2 protein-coding genes are annotated in these 19,841 nt (G+C 66.8%); both read right to left on the bottom strand.

Annotated elements, in window-relative coordinates; translation table 11 throughout:
- Nucleotides 1–7: 7 nt before the first annotated feature.
- Nucleotides 8–15,226, bottom strand: a complete 15,219-nt coding sequence (locus tag ACFXJL_RS26875; protein WP_384696514.1) for a type I polyketide synthase — start codon at nucleotides 15,224–15,226, stop codon at nucleotides 8–10.
- A gap of 43 nt (nucleotides 15,227–15,269) precedes the next feature.
- On the bottom strand, nucleotides 15,270–19,814 hold the full coding sequence (locus ACFXJL_RS26870; RefSeq protein ID WP_384696636.1) for an SDR family NAD(P)-dependent oxidoreductase: 4,545 nt from the start codon (nucleotides 19,812–19,814) through the stop codon (nucleotides 15,270–15,272).
- Nucleotides 19,815–19,841: the final 27 nt, after the last annotated feature.

Genomic DNA, 19,841 nt, shown 5'->3' with positions numbered 1-19,841 from the left:
GCCACTGTCAGAGGTCGCTGTCGCCAAGGGCGAGTTCAATGAGGTGATCGACGTCCATCGTCGCGATCGACTGATCGGACTCCGGGCTGTCGTTGTGATCGTTTGTGTCATCCGCTGCCGTGCCCTGCTGGTCCGGGCCGGCGAGCTTCAACAGAACGTCCATCAGTTCCGCTTCTCGCAACCGTGCGAGCGGGATCGTTGCGAGCGCCCGCCGAATGGCCTCTTCCCCGCTGTCTGCGTCGACGGGCGAGTCCGGTGTGGCCGTGCCGGGGAAGAGTTCACTCCGCAGATGGTCGGTGAGTGCGTCCGGGGTGGGGTGGTCGAAGACCATGGTGGTGGGGAGCTTGAGGCCGGTGGCGGTACCCAGTCGGTTGCGGAGCTCGACTGCCGTGAGCGAGTCGAAGCCGAGCTCTCGAAATGCTCGCTCGGGTTCGATGGCGTCGGTGTGGGCGTAGCCCAGCACGGCGGCGGCCTCTCGCTGCACGATCTCCAACAAAAGGTCGTGCCGGTCCTGAACGGAGAGGTCGGATAGTTTCTGTACCAGTTCGACCGCGTCTCGCCCGGGCTGGGCGACGGTGCTCCCTCCGCTGTTGGCCCCGTCGCCGTCCAGCGCCGCGCGAGCTTCCGGAAGGTCTGCGAGCAGGGGGCTCGGGCGGCCGATGGTGAACGAAGGAGCAAACCGCTCCCAGTCCACATCGGCCACCACCACCGCGGTCTCGTCTCGGTCCATGGCAAGTTGTAGCGCCGATACGGCGAGGTCGGGCGAGAGCGACGGCAGTCCGCTGAGTCGAAGGTATTCCTCGGCGCCACCGTCGGCTGCCATTCCGCTCTCGGCCCATGGTCCCCAGGCGACGGCCGTAGCGGCGAGCCCTCTGGCACGACGGTCGTGGGCCAGCGCGTCGAGGAAGGCATTGCCCGCCGAGTACGCGGCCTGCTTGCCGCTGCCCCACACTCCGGACACGGACGAGAAGAGGATGAAGGCATCCAGTTCTCGATCTCCCAGCAACTCATCCAGGTGGGTCGCCCCCGCGACCTTCGCAGTCACCACTGCGGCCAGTTCCTCAAGGCTGGTGTCGGTGATCGAGTTCAGCTGGGGAAGCCCTGCCGCGTGTACGACCCCGGTGAGGGGGGCCGCGTCGTCTGCGAGGGAGGCAAGGAGCCGGGCAACCGCCGCCCTGTCAGCCACATCACCAGCCACGATGGTGACCCTGGTACCCATGTCCGCCAGCTCTGCTGCTAGTTCCGCTGCGCCTTCGGCCTGTGCCCCGCGGCGGCTGGTGAGGACCAGATGGTCAGCTCCGGCGCGGGCCAGCCATCTGGCGGCGTGCCCACCGAGTGCACCCGTACCCCCTGTGATCAGGACGGTTCCGCGGGGCTTCCACCCGTTGTGGGTGACGGGGCCGCTGGTCCGGGGTGAGCGGGTCAGTCTGCGTACCAGCACGGTCGCGCCACGTACGGCGAGCTGGTCCTCGGCATCGGCCGCGGCCAGGACATCCGCGAGCCGGGTGAGTGCCCGGTCATCCGGTGTGGCAGGCAGATCGACCAGCCCGCCCCAACGCTCCGGAGTTTCCAACGCAACCGCCCGCCCCAGGCCCCATAGGAGCCCCTGGAGCGGCCGTAGTGGCGGCTCAGAGGAACTGACGGAGACCGCAGCCCGTGTGACACACCACAGGGGAGCATTCATCGTCATGTCGGTCAGTGCCTGGATCAGCGCGACGGTGGACGTCAAACTGGACGGTAGACCCGGCTGGTCCGGGTGTACCCGGTCGTCGATCGCCAGCAGCGACAACACACCGGTGATGTCGTGCTCTTGGCCGCTGTGGAGAGATGCGTCGTGGCCGGCCATGGCTTTGCCGAGCAGCACGGCCAGTGATTCCCTATCGACTCCAGGGTCGGCGACCGTCACCAACAGAGGTTGCGCGCCTCTGCTCCGCAGCATGCGGATGTAGGGTCCGGCTTCTTCCTCTTCGGGTGTCACGACCACCCAGGTACCGGAGAGGGATGCGGATGAGAGATCGGTTTTCGGCTCCCACACGGTGTGGTAGCGCAAGCCGTCCAGAGCAGTGCGGGTGCGGTTCTCGCGCCGCCAGGTCGCGAGTGCGTCGAAGACCGAGTCGACCGATGCGCCTTGCTGTAGCCCAAGCCATTCGGGTACGGCATCGGGCCGTCCGTTCTCAACGGTGTCCCAGAACTCCGACTCGGCCGGATCTTCGGCGTTGAGGGGACCAACGGCGTTTGTGTTGCCTGCGTCGAGCCAGTAGTGGGCTCGCTGGAAGGAGTATGTGGGCAGGTCGATGCGCCGCATCCGGTGCGGTCCCAGGACTGCCGGCCAGTGGAGGTCCACCCCGCGCACATGGAGGCGGGCCGCCGCTGCGAGCAGCGCAGCGTCTTCGCTCCGGGCATCTGCTCGTAGGGTTGGGATGGCGGTTGCGTGGTCGAGGTTGGTTTGTATCAACCCGGTCAACACTCCGCCAGGGCCGACTTCAAGGAAGACATTCACCCCCTGCTCAGCGAGCGCCTGGACAGCATCCGCGTAGCGGACGGGTTGGCGAATGTGCTGAACCCAGTACTCGGGGTTCGAGATCTCGCCTGTGGTGATCGGGCGTCCGGTGACCGTGGAGACGATCGGCAGCTTCGGTTCGTGGAAGGTGACACTCTCCGCGACCGAACGGAAGGCGTCCAGCATCGGATCCATCAACGGCGAGTGGAAGGCATGGGAGACGGTCAGTGCCTTGGAGCGCCGCTCCCCTAGCTGTTCCACGACCGTGGTGACCGCATCCTCCACGCCGGAGAGCACGATCGAGGTGGGGCTGTTGATTGCGGCGATCCCCACCTGATCTTCCAGGCCGGCCAGGAGGGGGAGGACATCGGCCTCGGAAGCTTCAACGGCGACCATCACCCCACCCGACGCAAGATCCTCCATCAACCGGCCACGAGCCACCACCAACCGGCACGCATCCTCCAACGACACCACCCCTGCCACATAAGCGGCAGCGAACTCACCCACCGAATGACCCGCCACCACACCAGGCACCACACCCCACGACCCCAACAACCCACACAACGCCACCTCCACCACAAACAACGCAGGCTGCGTCAACCCCGTACCAGCCAACCCCGACCCATCACCCTCAAACAACACCTCCCGCAACGAACACCCCAACAACCCATCCAACTCAACACACACCGCATCAAACACATCCGCAAACACCGGAAACGACTCATACAACCCACGCCCCATACCCCACCACTGACTCCCCTGCCCCGAAAACACAAACGCCAGCCTGGCATCAGACGAAGCAAGACCGCTGACGGTCTCGGCGGAGTGCTCTCCTCTGCCCAGCCCATCAAGACCGGCGGTCAGTTCGGCTGTGGTCCGACCCAAGACAACAGCTCGGTGTGCCAGAGCCGTACGCGACTCAGCCAGGGAATGGGCGACATCCATCGGAGCAATCCCCTGAGCCTTCCGCGCGAAGGTGGCGAGATTGCGTGCGTTGTCACGCAATGCCACCTCGTCCCTACCGGAGACCACCCAGAGATGGTGGCGCTCACCGTCGCTGCTCTCCCGTTCGGCCGGTTCGTCGGCGGAGGCCGGTGCCTGCTCGATGATGGTGTGGGCGTTGGTGCCGCTCACCCCGAAGGAAGACACCGCTGCCCGGCGAGGCCGACCATTGTCCTCCCACGGAACCGACTCAGCGAGTAATTGCACCGTTCCTTCCGACCAGTCCACATGCGGTGACGGCTCGTCCACGTGCAGGGTCTTGGGAAGCAGGCCGTTCTGAAGCGCCAGGACGGTCTTGATGACGCCGGCGATGCCCGAGGCGGCTTGAGTGTGTCCGATGTTCGACTTGAGTGAGCCAAGAAGGAGGGGACGGTCTGCCGGCCGTTCCCGGCCGTACGTGGCCAGCAGAGCGCGAGCCTCGATCGGATCGCCCAGTGCGGTCCCCGTGCCATGGGCCTCCACCGCATCCACGTCGGAGGCTGACAGACCGGCTGAGGCCAGGGCCTGTTCGATGACCCGCTGTTGCGCGGGCCCACTGGGCGCGGTGAGACCGTTAGACGCACCATCCTGGTTCACCGCACTCCCCCGCACCACAGCGAGGACCGGATGACCGAGCCGACGAGCATCCGACAGCCGCTCCACCAGCAACATCCCCACACCCTCACCCCAACCCGTACCATCCGCAGCCGCAGCAAACGGCTTGCAGCGGCCATCGGCCGCAAGTCCCCGCTGGCGGCTGAACTCGATGAACGCGTTCGGGCTGGACATCACTGCAGCGCCGCCGACGAGTGCCAGTTCACACTCGCCCTGCCGTAGCGACTGAACGGCTAGGTGAAGGGCGACCAGCGATGACGAGCAGGCCGTGTCAACCGTGACGGCAGGCCCCTCAAGGCCAAGCGAATAGGCGATCCGACCTGACATGACGCTGCTGCTTGAGCCGGTGAGCAGATGTCCCTCAACACCTTCCGGCAGGTCGGCCAGGCCCGCGCCGTACCCCTGGTAGCCGGAGCCGATGAAGACTCCCGTTCGTGAGCCGCGCAGGGAGGATGGCGCGAGCCGTGCCCGCTCCAGGGCCTCCCAGGAGGTCTCCAGCAGCAGCCGCTGCTGGGGATCCATCGCCAACGCCTCGCGGGGGGAGATTCCGAAGAATCCGGAGTCGAATCGGCCTGCGTCGTAGAGGAAGGCTCCCTCGTCGACGTATGTGGTGCCGGCGTGCTCGGGGTCCGGGTGGTACAGAGCTTCGAGATTCCAGCCACGATCGGTGGGGAACCGAGATACGGCATCGACTCCGTTCGCGAGTAGCTGCCACAGCTCCTCGGGAGAGTTCGCGCCGCCAGGGAAGCGGCAGCTCATGGCCACGATCGCCATCGGCTCGCCGTTGCCGACCACCGATCCGGAGAAGGTGTGGCTAACTGCCGTCGATGTTTCTTCACTCGACCGGTCTCCGCTCCCGGCCGTGTCACCGCTGGCGAGCTCGGAGCTGAGGAAGGTGGCGAGTGCTTCCGCGTTGGGCTGGTCAAACACCAGTGTGGTCGACAGAGAGAGACCGGTGAGATGTTGCAGTCTGTTGCGGAGTTCGATGCCGGTCAGCGAATCGAAGCCCAGGTCCTTGAATGCACGGTCCGACGCCACGCCTTCGGGTCCGACGTGTCCCAGCGCTCGGGCCACCTCGGTGCGTACGAGTTCGAGGAGGGTTCGGCGTCGTTCGCTAGGCGAGAGTCGAGCGAGTTGCGATCCCCCTGTCTCTGCCCCGTTCTCCACCGCTCCGGCAGCAGAACCTTCCGACACGGTCAACGCACTTTGGGCCTCGGCCAGATCGGCGAGCAGCGCACTGGACCGGGTCACGGTGAAAGCGGGAGCGAATCGGTCCCAGTCGATGTCGGCCACCACGGTGGCGGTGTCGTTCAGTTGCAGGGTCCGCTGGAGGGCATGGAGTGCCAAGTCGGGCGACATCGAAGGCAGGCCGCGGCGCCGAAGATGAGCCTCCGCCTCGTCGTCGCCCGCCATGCCCGCGTCGGCCCACGGTCCCCATGCCACCGCCGTGGCGGTCAGCCCTCGGGACCGGCGCTGTTCCGCGAGCCCGTCAAGGAAACTGTTGGCGGCGGAGTACGCTGCCTGCCCACCACTGCCCCATACCCCGGCGACAGAAGAGAACAGGACGAAGGCATCCAGCTCTCGATCGCCCAGCAGCTCATCCAGATGGATCGCCCCAGCCACCTTGGCGGAGAGCACGGCCGCGAGATCGGCACAGCTCAAGGAATCGGTGGGACCGAACTGGGGAACGCCGGCCGCGTGCACCACCGCTGTCAGGGGATGGTGCTCGACGGGCAGTGACGCAAGTAGATCCGCTACGGCCTCACGGTTCGATACATCACAGGCCGCAATGGTCACCGTCGCGCCCAGGGCATCCAGTTCCGTGGCAAGTTCCACGGCCCCGGGAGCCTGCGCCCCGCGCCGTCCGGTGAGCACGATGTGTTCCGCTCCGGCCCGGGCCCAATGGCGTGCGACCTGTGCTCCCAGCGCACCGGTTCCGCCGGTGATGAGAACCGTGCCGCGCGGCTGCCACTCCGACTCGGCGGAGCCGCTTGCGACGACAGCCCGGCGTAGACGACGTACGAACACTCCAGAAGCCCGCACAGCGAACTGATCCTCGCCCCCCGGCGATGTGCCAAGGATCGACAGCAGTCGCTTTGCTGCACGGTCGTCCAGCTTCGCAGGCAGGTCGACCAGGCCGCCCCAGCGCAAGGGGTACTCCAACGCCGTGGCGCGCCCAAGCCCCCAGATCATGGATTGTCGGGCGCTGTTCACCGTCTCGGAGGAGCCAATCGCCACTGCGCCCTTGGTTGCGCACCACAGAGGTGCCGCCAGCTCTGCATCGCCCAGCGCCTGAATCAGTACGGTGGTGAGGGCGAGCCCTGCGGGTAGTTCGTGGTGGTCAGGGTGCGGTTCTTCGTCCAGCGCCAGCAAGGAGAGCACCCCCGTGGGGGCCTGGCCTTCGTCGAACAACTTCCGGATGCGGCCGGCGAGGGACTGCCGGTCTTCTTGAACAGCGACGGCGAGTCGTACGACGTCGACACCGTGGCCTTGTAGCGCTTGGGAGATTCCGTGGACGGTCGCGGTGACATGCTCGGCTTCCTCGGGCAGAACCAGGAGCCAAGACCCGCTTGGAGCTGTGGATTCCTGGCTGGTGAGTGCCCTCCAGAACACTTGGTATCGCCAGCCGTCGATGGTCGACTGATCACGCTGGTGCCGGCGCCACTGCGAGAGTGCTGGGAGTACGGTGCCGAACGGCGTGTCGGCGTCGACCTGGAGCTCAAGCCGTTCCGCCATCGCCGCAAGGTCCTGGCTCTCCACCGCATTCCAGAATTCCATATCTGACGGATGCATCCCGACTTCGGGTTCGCGAGCCCCTATCGGCGATACCCAGTAGTGCTGGTGTTGGAAGGGGTAGGTGGGGAGGTCGACGAGATGGGCGCCGCGGCCGGTGTAGAAGGCGGGCCAGTCGATCGGGGTGCCGTGGACATGGAGGTGCGCGAGGGCTGTGGTGAGCGAGAGGTCTTCCGCAGTGTTCGGGCGGAGGGTCGGGATGGCGATTGCCTGGTCGAGGTTGGTTTGGGTCAAGCCGCTCAACACTCCGCCAGGGCCGACTTCGAGGAAGACATTCACCCCCTGCTCAGCCAGAGCCTGGACCGCATCCGCGTAACGGACCGGCTGGCGAATGTGCTGAACCCAATAGTTCGGGTTCGATATCTCGCCTGCGGTGATCAGGCGCCCGGTGACCGTGGAGACGATCGGCAGCTTCGGCTCATGGAAGGTGACACTCTCCGCGACCATACGGAAGGCGTCCAGCATCGGAACCATCAACGGCGAATGGAAAGCATGGGAGACCGTCAGCGCCTTCGAACGACGATCACCCAACTGTTCCACGACCGCGGTGACTGCGTCGTGGGTGCCGGAGAGCACGATCGAAGTGGGGCTATTGACCGCCGCAATCCCCACCCGGTCCTCCAGGCCGGCCAGGAGCGGGAGGACATCGGCTTCGGAGGCTTCGACCGCGACCATCACCCCACCCGACGGAAGATCCTCCATCAACCGGCCGCGAGCCACCACCAACCGGCACGCATCCTCCAACGACACCACACCCGCCACATAAGCCGCAGCGAACTCACCCACCGAATGACCCGCCACCACACCAGGCACCACACCCCACGACCCCAACAACCCACACAACGCCACCTCCACCACAAACAACGCAGGCTGCGTCAACCCCGTACCAGCCAACCCCGACCCATCACCCTCAAACAACACCTCCCGCAACGAACACCCCAACAACCCATCCAACCCGACACACACCGCATCAAACACATCCGCAAACACCGGGAACAACTCATACAACCCACGCCCCATACCCCACCACTGACTCCCCTGCCCCGAAAACACAAACGCCGTCTTCAGGGTGGGCAGCACGATGCCGGAAACCAGGTCCTGGTGGGCTTCACGATCCGGCATGGTCAGGGCGGACAATCCGCGCAGCAATTCATCACGCCCGCTGCCGACGACTGCTGCCCGGTGGGGGAAGAAGGCGCGCGTGGTCGCCAGCGAGAGGGCGATGTCACCAAGATCAAGGTCCGGGGTGCTCTGGACATGGGCCAGGAGGAGTTCCGCCTGAGCTCGCAGTCCCTTCTCGTCCTTGGCTGATACCAGCCAGGGCTGAACGACCGGACCGGCGTCCGTCTGCGGATCCACATGCGTCGTGCGATTCTCGACCGGGGCTTGTTCGATGACGATGTGGGCGTTGGTGCCGCTCACCCCGAACGAGGAAACCCCTGCCCGACGAGGCCGCCCTTCCGCTGCCCATTCCACCGGCTCGGTAGCCAGCTCGACGGCTCCTGCCGACCAGTCGATATGCGGAGACGGCTCATCCACATGCAACGTACGCGGCACCACACCATGCCGCATCGCCATCACCATCTTGATCACACCACCCACACCCGCAGCCGCCTGCGTATGACCAATGTTCGACTTCAACGAACCAAGCAGCAACGGACGATCCGCCGGCCGATCCTGACCATAGGTCGCCAACAACGCCTGCGCCTCAATCGGATCACCCAACGACGTACCCGTACCATGCGCCTCCACCACATCCACATCAGCAGAACCCAAACCGGCATTCGCCAACGCTTGGCGAATCACCCGCTGCTGCGCAGGACCATTCGGCGCGGTAAGACCATTCGACGCACCATCCTGATTCACCGCCGAACCCCGCACCACCGCAAGTACCGGATGCCCCTGCCGACGAGCATCCGACAACCGCTCCACCAACAGCATCCCCACACCTTCGGACAGTCCCGTGCCGTCGGCCGAGGCGGCGAAGGCTCGGCAGCGGGCGTCCTTGGCTAGGCCACGCTGCCGGCTGAAGCCGATCAGTGCGCCAGGGGTGGACATGACGGTGACGCCACCGGCAAGCGCCAGATCGCATTCGCCCTGCCGCAACGACTGAACCGCGAGATGCAACGCCACCAACGACGAAGAACACGCCGTATCCACCGTCACCGCAGGCCCCTCAAGACCAAACGTGTACGACAACCGCCCCGAGACCACCGACGCCGAGTTGGCAGTCAAAAGATGGCCTTCTAGGGCGTCTTCCGATTGCTCGGTCAGCCCGGCCGCGTAGTCCTGTCCGTTGGTTCCCGCGAAGACACCTGTCCGGCTGCCCCGCAGTTGTGCAGGGTCGATGCCTGCCCGCTCGAAGGTCTCCCAGCTGACTTCGAGGAGTTGTCGCTGCTGAGGGTCCATGGCAAGGGCTTCACGAGGCGAGATCCCGAAGAAGTCGGGGTCGAACCGGGCAGCGCCGTGCAGGAATCCGCCTTCACGGACGTAGCTGGTGCCAGGGTTCGCCGGGTCCGGGTCGTAGAGGGCGTCCAGGTCCCATCCGCGGTCGGTCGGAAGGCCGGTGATGGCGTCGGTCTCCGTGACCAGCAGGTGCCAGAGGTCTTCAGGGCCGGACACATCACCGGGGAAGCGGCAGCCCATGCCCACGATCGCGATGGGCTCATCGGTACTGCGGTGGGAAGGCTCAGCAGCACGTGCGGCAGTGCCCGCCTTGGGGCCGGCCCCGGGGATCTCTCGAAGCAGGTGCTCTGCGAGCGAGGAAGGAGTTGGGTGGTCGAAGACGACAGTGGCCGGCAACCGGACGCCGACGACAGTGCCGAGCCGGTTGCGGAGTTCCATGGCGGCGAGGGAGTCGAAGCCGAGCTCTCGGAAAGCCCGCTCAGGGTCGATGGCGTCGGGGGCCGCGTGACCGAGGACAGCGGCTGCCTGAGCGCGTACGAGTGTGACCATGGCCGCTGTGCGTTCGCCGGGGGGCAGCTCGGCTAGTGCTGCCAGCTCTGCCGAGAGTGCGCCTTGGGCGCCGGTGAGTGCCGATGTGGTGGCGGAGCGCCGGGACGGTGTGCGGATCAAGCCGCGGAGGAGGGGAGGCACTGGACCTGATGTGGCTCGGGCGCGCAGTGCGGCCAGATCGAGGTGTACCGGTGCGAGGACCGGGTCGCCGAGGGCGAGTGCGGTGTCGAACAGGCGCAGGCCCTCGCTCGCGTCAAGCGGTACGAGTCCGGCTCGGGTCATGCGGTTCAGGTCGCTGGTCTTGAGTCGGGTCTGTTCGCCCCGCGCGTCCCAGACTCCCCAGGCGAGGGAGGTAGCAGGCAGTCCGTGTGCTTTTCGGTGTTCGGCGAGCGAGTCGAGGAAGGCGTTGCCCGCAGCGTAGGCGCCCTGTCCGGCGCCGCCGAGTGTGCCGGCGAAGGACGAGAAGAGGACGAAGGCCGCGAGTTCCATGTCTCGGGTGAGCTCATGGAGGTTGAGGGCGGCATCGACCTTGGGTCGCAAGACCAGGTTGAGATCGTCTCCGGTGAGGGAGGGGATGAGGCCGCCTGCGACGACAGCGGCGGCATGGACAACTGCGGTCAGGGGCCGGTCTTCGGGGAGGGCAGCGAGGAGGGCGGCGAGGGAGCGTCTGTCGGCTGCGTCGCAGGCCGCAATGGTGACGGTCACGGAGTCGTCGAGCGCGGACAGTTCGGCGAGGAGCTGGTCCATGCCTTCGGCGTCCGGACCTCGGCGGCTGGTCAGAACGATGTTGCGTATGTGGTGGTGGGTGATGAGGTGTGCCGCAAGCAGTCTGCCGAGGGCTCCTGTACCACCGGTGATCAGTGCAGTGCCGTGCGGATTGAGTTCACCGGGAGTGGTGGACGTCGAGGGCGCGCCGATCGTCACTGGTGCCAACCTCGGTACGGACATCGTTCCCGCGCGAAGGGCGAACTGGGGCTCGTCGGTTGCGATCGCATCGGGGAGGTGGCGAAGTGACGCCGACTGCCCATCGGTGTCCGCGAGGACGAAGCGGCCCGGCTGCTCAGACTGGGCCGAGCGGATCAGGCCCCAGATGGCAGCGTGCTCGGGGTGGGTGTCCGGTGTCTTGCCGTCCGGTCGGGGCACGGCGACTGCACCTTGGGTGAGCATGATCAACCGAGTGCCGGCGAATCGTCGGTCGCCGAGCCAGTCCTGGATGAAGGCGAGGGTGTCCTTCGTGGTCTCTCGTACGACTTCCGCATCGGTGCGCGTGTCGTTCCCGGCCATGTTGTCGAGCGGACGTGCGCAGCCCCCGTCGAGCATCGGCGCGATGGCGATGACCGTTTCAGGCACGAGTGCGCCGGCAGAGATGGAGTCGGCGAGGGTCGCGAGGTCTTGGTGGACGTCCGGGCTCGCCCCACTCCCGCGCAGTCCCTCGGCTACACGGTCGATCGGGCTGTTCGCCGCGACTCCGATGAGGGCACATGTCCCGATCGTGTTCACACCGGCGTCCGTGAATGGAGTGCCGTGCCAGTCCGTGCGGTAGAGGGCCCGATGTTGCTCGGCCAGTGCGGCGCGCAAGTGTTCTTCACGTGCTTCACGGAAGGTGAGGGTGTCGACGGCGGCGACCGTCCGACCCATGTCATCCGCAACGACCACGGCCACGGCATCGCTGCCCGCGGGGGTGATGCGCACTCGCAGTCGGGTTGCTCCGGTGGCGTACAGGCGTACGTTCTCCCAGGCGAAGGCGATCCGTCCGGCGCCCATGTCGCCGATGGGGCCGAACCCGACGCTGTGGAGCGCCGCGTCGAGGAGTGCCGGGTGGAGGCCGAACCTGGCCGCGTCGCTCTGGATGTCAGGGTCCGCCGGCAGGGACACATCGGCGAACACCTCGTTCCCCCGCTGCCAGGCGGCGCGGAGCCCTTGGAATGCGGAGCCGTAGCCGAAGGAGTGTTCGGCCAGACGGTCATAGAAGTCCGTGAGGTCGAGGGGGGTCGAACCGGTGGGTGGCCAGACGTCCGTTTCTGTGCCGTCCGGGGTGAGGGTCGCGGTGGTGGCGCCGGGGTTATCGGGCATCAGCACACCGGTGGCGTGGCAGGTCCAGGTGCCGTCGGGGTCCGTGTCCTCGGCGCGCGAGTGGATGGCGAGGGATCGTTCGCCGAAGCCGCCGGCTTGGCCGACCGAGACCTGTACGACGACACCGGCGTGTTCGGGGACGATCAGCGGCGCCTGGAGGGTCAGTTCGGTGAGGAGGTCGCAGCCGAGGTGGTCCCCTGCGCGGATCGCGAGTTCCACGAACGCCGCACCGGGCAGGATGACGGTACCCATCACGACATGGTCGGCGAGCCAGGGATGAGTTCGGGTGGCGAGCCGGCCGGTCAACAGGAGACCGTCGGCATCGGCGAGACCGACGACCGCGCCCAACAGTGGGTGGTCCAATGACGTCAGTCCCAGTCCGGCTGCGTCACCAGGGGTGCGCGGCGCGTCGAGCCAGTACCGCCGGCGCTGGAAGGCGTACGTGGGCAGCTGGACCCGGCGGGGTACGGCTTCGGCGAAGACCGCGGGCCAGTCGAGGGCAACGCCCTGGGCATGGGCCTCGGCCAACGACTGCACGATGCGGTCCATGCCGCCTTCGTTGCGGCGCAGGGTGCCGAGGGCGACGCCGGTGCTGTTGAGGTCGTCGAGGGTCTCTTGCATACCGATGGTGAGCACCGGGTGGGCACTGACCTCGATGAGTGCGGTGTGTCCGTCGTGGACCAGGGCACGGGTGACTTCGTCGAAGCGCACGGTCTGCCGCAGGCTGCGGTACCAGTACTCGGCGTCCAGTTCGTCCGTCGTCAGCAGCGTTCCGGTGACCGTGGAGTAGAAGGGCACATCACACCGTTGGGGAACGACGTCCGCGAGCGCGGTGAGCACTCGTTCGCGTACCTCTTCGACGTGTGCGGAGTGGGAGGCGTAGTCGACGGCGATCATTCGCGCCCGGATGTCTTCGGAGTGCAGGGCGTCCCTGAGTTCCGTCAGGGCGGTGGGGTCGCCCGACACGACGATGGACGTGGGGCTGTTGACGGCTGCGATTGAGATCCGCTCTCCCCAAGCCTCCATCCGTGGGGTGAGGTCCTCCAGCGACAGTCCGACGGACAGCATGCCGCCCTTGCCTGCGAGGGCGATCAGGGCTCGGCTGCGCAGGGCGACCACCTTCGCGGCGTCCTCGATCGAGAGGGCTCCCACGACACAGGCCGCTGCTATTTCTCCCTGACTGTGTCCGGCAACGGCTGAGGGACGGACACCGTACGAGCGCCACACCTCGGCCAGCGACACCATCACGGCGAAGAGCACCGGCTGAACGACATCGACCCGTTCGAGGCCCGGCGCCCCCGGTGCACCTCGTAACACCTCGGTGAGCGACCAGTCGACATGGGGAGCCAGGGCCTGCTCACACTCGGCGATCCTGTTTCGGAAGACCGACGAGGCATCCAGCAGCTGGAGCGCCATCAGCGGCCACTGGGAGCCTTGTCCGGGGAAGACGAACGCGACCTGTCGGGTGTCGTCGGCGATGCCGCGCACCACGTGGGTGCCCGTGGGCGCGGCCGTGCCGTCGGCGAGCGCGTCCAGGGCCGCCGCCAGGCCCGATCGGTCGTTGGCGAGCAGCACGGCGCGGTGGGCCAGGTCGGTGCGCGTCGTGGCGAGTGAGTACCCGATGTCGCTCGGGCGCGGCTGGCCTGATGCCGCCCCTTCCGCGCCTTCCTTGGCGAGATGGGAGCGGAGTCGGTCGGCTTGCTCCGCCAGCGCTGCCGCACTCTTGCCGGAGAGCGGCCAGGGGATGAGCGCCTGCTGACCGGCCTGGTCGGGCCCGCCCTCGGTCGTCTCCACGATGTGGCGCGATGGGGCGTCGGTGTGGACGGTCCCGCTCTCCTGCGCCCCGGCCGTGGTGCGGTCCTGGTCGTCGGAAGGCCGGGACGAGGGCTCGGCGGCGAGTTGGGGCTCGTGCTCTTCGATGACCTCGTGCTGTTCGATGACGACATGGGCGTTGGTGCCGCTGACACCGAACGCCGACACTGCCGCACGGCGTGGTCTGTCCTGCTCAGGCCAGGGAGTGTTGGCGGTGGCCAGGTGCACGGCGCCGGCCGACCAGTCGACGTGCGGAGTCGGGGAATCGATGTGCAGGGTCTTCGGCACTACTCCGTGGCGCAGTGCCTGCACCATCTTGATCACACCGGCCACGCCGGCCGCCGCCTGGGTGTGTCCGAGGTTGGACTTGACCGATCCGAGCCACAGCGGACGGTCGCTGTCGCGGTCCTTGCCGTAGGCGGCCAGCAGCGCCTGCGCTTCGATCGGGTCGCCCAACGACGTACCCGTACCGTGCGCTTCGACGGCGTCCACATCGGCGGGGGCCAGCCTGGCATTGGCAAGGGCCTGGTGGATGACCCGCACCTGGGAGGGGCCGTTGGGTGCGGTCAGCCCGTTGCTCGCGCCGTCCTGGTTGACGGCCGAGCCACGCACCACGGCCAGGACCGGGTGCCCGAGGCGGTGGGCGTCGGACAACCGCTCCACCAGGAGCATTCCGACGCCTTCGGACCAACCGGTGCCGTTCGCGGAGGCCGCGAACGCTCGGCACCGTCCATCGGGTGCCAACCCGCGCTGGCGGCTGAACTCGACGAACGTCGTGGGGCCCGCCATCACCGTCACGCCCCCCGCGAGTGCGAGGTCGCATTCGCCCTGCCGCAGTGCTTGGACGGCGAGATGGAGTGCGACGAGGGAGGAGGAGCAGGCAGTGTCGATCGTCACCGCCGGCCCTTCGAGACCGAGCGTGTAGGCGATGCGACCGGAGACGACACTGCCGGTGTTTCCGGTGCTCACATAGCCTTCGATGCCCTCGGGCATGACGGGCAGCCGGGAGACGTAGTCGTGGTACATGACTCCCGCGAAGACTCCGGTACGACTGCCCTTCAGAGCCGCGGGATCCAGCTCGGCCCTCTCGACCGCCTCCCAGGAGGCTTCCAGGATGAGGCGCTGCTGCGGGTCCATGGCGAGCGCCTCACGGGGGCCGATGCCGAAGAAGTCGGCGTCGAAGTCCGCGGCGTCATGGAGGAAGCCACCTTCTCGGGTGTAGCTGGTTCCCGGGTGTTCCGGGTCCGGGTGGAAGAGTGCGTCGAGGTCCCAGCCGCGGTCGGTGGGAAAGCCCGATATCGCGTCGCCGCCGGATTCGACCAGGCTCCACAGGTCCTCGGGCGACCGCACCCCGCCGGGGAACCGGCAGCTCATCCCGACGATGGCGATCGGTTCACGGTTCTTGCTCTCGGCCTCGCGGAGTCGCTGACGTGCATGGCGGAGATCGACAGTGGCACGCTTGAGGTAGTCCCGGAGCTTGTTCACATCAGTGGTCATCTGAATTCTGTTCCTCAACGCCAGGGGAATTCGTGCTTGTCGATCAGTGGGTGCCGAGCTCGTCGTCGAGCAGCTCGAAGAGTTCGTCGTCGGAGGCGGCTTGTACCTCTAGTACGGCATCGGCCTCTGCAGCCGTGCCGGTGGCGGCCTCGCCGTTCGCTCCCGTACTCCGGCCCGTGTCCTGCCACTTCGCGAGCAGGACTTCCAGCCGCATGGTGACGGTGGCGCGGGTTCCCTTGTCGTACGGAGAGAGGTCGAGTGCTGCCGCCAGCCGATCGATCTCGGCGAGCAGGGACGGAGTCGTGGCCTCCGGTGTGCCGCCGGCTGAGGTGCGCGGTAGTTCGGCACCGAGGTGTTCGGCAAGAGCATGGGGGTTGGGGTGGTCAAAGAGGAGGCTCGCCGGCAGGCGCAATCCGGTGGCAGTACCGAGCCTGTTGCGGAGTTCAACAGCGGTCAGTGAATCGAACCCGAGGTCCCTGAATGCCTGCGCGGCTCCGACGGCCTCGACCGATGCATGTCCCAGGACCGCCGCGACCTCGGCCCGCACGACGCTCAGCAGTGTGGATCTGCGCTGCTCGTCGGAGGCGCCTGCCAATCGCTCGGCGAGGTCCGCCGGCGCCGGGGCGCCGGCAATGCGCCGGCCACCGGGCAACTGGACCAGATCGCTCAGCAGCGCGGGGAGCGATCCATTGACCGCCCTGTTGCGGAGGGCGGTGAGGTTGAGTCGGGCCGGGATGTACACGCCCTCCGCCGCTACGGCGGGCAGGTCTGGTTCCGGCGCGGTCTTCAGTTCGCTCTGTGGTGCGCCCGTGTTGTCCGTGGCGACGACGACGGCGGCGGTCACCATGTCGAAGAGTGCGAGCCCCTCGTCCGCGGACAGCGGCGACACACCGGCTCGGGCCATGCGCGCGAGCGCCTGAGGATCGGCCTCACCCGCCATGCCCGAACCGTCGGCTGCGCCGCCTCCTGCCCAGGGTCCCCAGGCCAGTGATACGGCCGGAAGGCCCTGTGCCGCCCTGAGCTGTGCCAGGGCATCCATATAGGCGTTCGCGGCGGCGTAGTTCGCCTGTCCCGCATTGCCGAAAGTGGCGGCGAGCGACGAGAACAGGACGAAGGCCGACAGGTTGAGCTCTCGGGTGAGCTGGTGGAGGTGGAACGCGGCCTCGACCTTGGGGGCGAAGACGCTCTCCAATCGTTCGGCGGTCAGCGACCCCACCAATGCATCGTCGAGGACTCCCGCTGCATGGATCACCGCGGTCAGTGGGTGGTCGCTCGGAATGGCATCGATCAGCGCAGCGAGCGAGGCCCGGTCGGACACGTCACACGCCACGGTGGACACTTCGGCGCCCAGGCTCGCCAGTTCCTCCTCCAACGCAGCTGCCCCCGTTGCGGCTGCGCCTCTACGGCTGGTCAACACCAGGTGGCGTACACCGTGAGAAGTGACCAGATGACGGGTGATCAGCCGGCCGAGTGCCCCGGTCGCACCGGTCACCAGGACGGTTCCGGCAGGGGCGAGCCTCAGGTCCCCGGAGATGTGTGCAGGTCGCGCATCGGTCACTGCGCGAGTCAGTCGCGGTACGTAGGCGCGCTGTCCGCGCAGTGCGATCTGTGGCTCGTGGACCGGAACTGCGGCCAACAGCTCAAGAACTGCCTCGGGGTCCAACCCCGCGGTGTCATCGTCGTGCACATGACCGCTATCGGTCACCACCCCGGGCCCGTCGTCGGGCGTACCCTCCACGTCCACCAGGACGAAGCGCTCCGGATGTTCCGCCTGCACGGACCTGAGCAGGCCCCACACGGTGGCCTGTGCCACATCGAGCCCGCCAGCGTCACGAGCATCGACGGCAACGGCGTTCCTCGTCACCAGAACGAGCCGCCCTTGTTCCTCTCTTGCCGAAGACGATGGTTCCAACCACTCCTGTACGAGTTCCAGGGCACGACGGGCATGCGCTCCCGCCGCTTCAGGAGACGATGTCGAGCGAGCCGATTCGAATGTCACGACACGACTTGCGGCACGGGCGGCCCCACTCCCCGCCGTATCCACCCCTCCTGGGAGGGATAGTTCCGTCCACTCCAGCCGGAAGATCGAGTCCCGTGATCGACCACTGCGGGCAACAGCCAGCTGTTCGGTCGATATCGGACGCAGAACGAGGGATTCGACGGACACAATGGGTCGTCCGGACGCATCGGCAGCCAACAGCGACACGGAGTCCGGCCCGGTCGGAGCGATACGGACGCGTAGTGAGCGGCTGGTGGAGGGGTGCGCCAGGTGGGCGGTGACACCGCTCCATGAAAAGGGAACTCGGGCCGACCGCTCAGCAGGTGGGCTGACCGCCCCGAGCTGATCGCCGAGCGCCATCACATGCAGGGAGGCGTCCAGCAGTGCCGGGTGAACACCGAACCCCGAGACGTCGGCTCCGGCCGGCAACTCCACCTCGGCGTAGAGAACATCCGCTTGGCTCCATGCACTCTTCACCCCACGGAACAGGGGGCCGTAGTCCAGACCCAGATCCGTCAGTTGCCCATAGAGGAACTCGGTTGCGATGGGCTTCGCTTCATGTGGGGGCCAGGGGGTCAGATCACCAGCCGGGAGGGGTGTCGCGGCTGAGGTGGGGGGCAAGATCGTGCCACGGGCATGACTCGTCCAGGGTTCGTCACTCGTCGCAGGCAGGGCACGGGAGTGAATTCTCAAGGCCCGCTCGCCGTCTGCACCCGGTGCAGCCACCCGTAGTTGCAGTTGGACCGCCGAATCCTCGGGAATGACGATCGGTGATTCCAGGGTGAAGTCGTCCATCCGGTCACAGCCGATGCTCTGCTCACGTGCCGCATGCAGGGCGAGGTCGACCAGGGCAGTGCCGGGAAGGAGCACGGAGCCCATGACGGTGTGCTCCGCGAGCCAGGGGTGAGTGGCGAGCGATACTCGGCCCGTTAGCACAAGCCCTTCACCGTCGGCGAGGGAGACTGCGGCGCCGAGGAACGGGTGGCCTGCGTCCTCCACTCCAGCGACGGTGAGGTCCCCGGCCGTGGGAGAGGCTTCGAGCCAGTAGCGGTCGCGTTGGAAGGGGTAGGTGGGGAGGTCGACGAGTTGGGCGCCGCGGCCGGTGTAGAGAGCGGGCCAGTCGATCGGGGTGCCGTGGACATGGAGGTGGGCGAGGGCTGTGGTGAGGGAGAGGTCTTCCGCGGTGTTCGGGCGGAGGGTGGGGATGGCGGTTGCGTGGTCGAGGTTGGTTTGGGTCAACCCGGTCAGGACTCCGCCGGGGCCGACTTCGAGGAAGACGTTCACGCCCTGCTCGGCCAGAGCCTGGACCGCATCCGCGTAGCGGACGGGTTGGCGGATGTGCTGAACCCAGTACTCGGGGTTCGACATCTCACCTGCGGTGATCTGGCGTCCGGTGACCGTGGAGACGATCGGCAGCTTCGGCTCATGGAAGGTGATGCTCTCGGCGACCGTGCGGAAGGCGTCCAGCATCGGATCCATCAAGGGTGAGTGGAAGGCATGGGAGACGGTCAGTGCCTTCGAGCGACGCTCCCCTAGCTGTTCCACGACTGTGGTGACTGCGTCGTGGGTGCCGGAGAGCACGATCGAGGTGGGGCTATTGATTGCGGCGATCCCGACCTGGTCCTCCAGGCCGGTGAGGAGGGGGAGGACATCGGCTTCGGAGGCTTCGACGGCGACCATCACCCCACCCGACGGAAGGTCCTCCATCAACCGGCCACGGGCTACCACCAAGCGGCACGCATCCTCCAACGACACCACCCCTGCCACATAAGCCGCAGCGAACTCACCCACCGAATGACCCGCCACCACACCAGGAACCACACCCCATGACTCCAACAACCCACACAACGCCACCTCCACCACAAACAACGCAGGCTGAGTCAACCCCGTACCGGAGAGACCCGACCCATCACCCTCAAACAACACCTCCCGCAACGAACACCCCAACAGCCCATCCAACTCAACACACACCGCATCAAACACATCCGCAAACACCGGGAACGACTCATACAACCCACGCCCCATACCCCACCACTGACTCCCCTGCCCCGAAAACACAAACGCCAGCCTGGCATCAGACGAAGCAAGAGCGCTGACGGCAGAGGCAGAGGGCTCACCATGAGCGAGGGCAGTCAAGCCCTCCAGAACCTCTTGTATGCCAGTCCCACACACGGCGGCACGGTGACTCAGTGCGGCTCGGGTGGTAGCCAGCGAGTACGCAATGTCCTTGGCGATTCGAGGTCCGTCGGCTCCTTGCAGCTGACCCCGAGCGAACAACAAGGCACGATGTGCCTGTTCACGCAGCGCTTCCGGGGTCTTGGCCGAGAAGACCCAAGGGTATGTCAACTGTCCAGCGGGCTGCCCAGCATGCTGTTGTCGGGGAGGCACAGCCGACTGCGGCTCTTCGAGAATGACGTGTGCGTTGGTGCCGCTGAAGCCGAAGGACGAGATCGCTGCTCGGCGGGGCCTGGTTGGATCCTCGGCCCATTCCACCGGCTCGGTAGCCAGCTCGACGGCTCCTGCCGACCAGTCGATATGCGGAGACGGCTCATCCACATGCAACGTACGCGGCACCACACCATGCCGCATCGCCATCACCATCTTGATCACACCACC

This window comes from Streptomyces sp. NPDC059256 (genome assembly GCF_042753785.1).
Taxonomy (GTDB): Bacteria; Actinomycetota; Actinomycetes; order Streptomycetales; family Streptomycetaceae; genus Streptomyces.
Note: the sequence above shows the minus strand (reverse complement) of the source record. Positions and strands in the feature narration are given on the sequence as shown.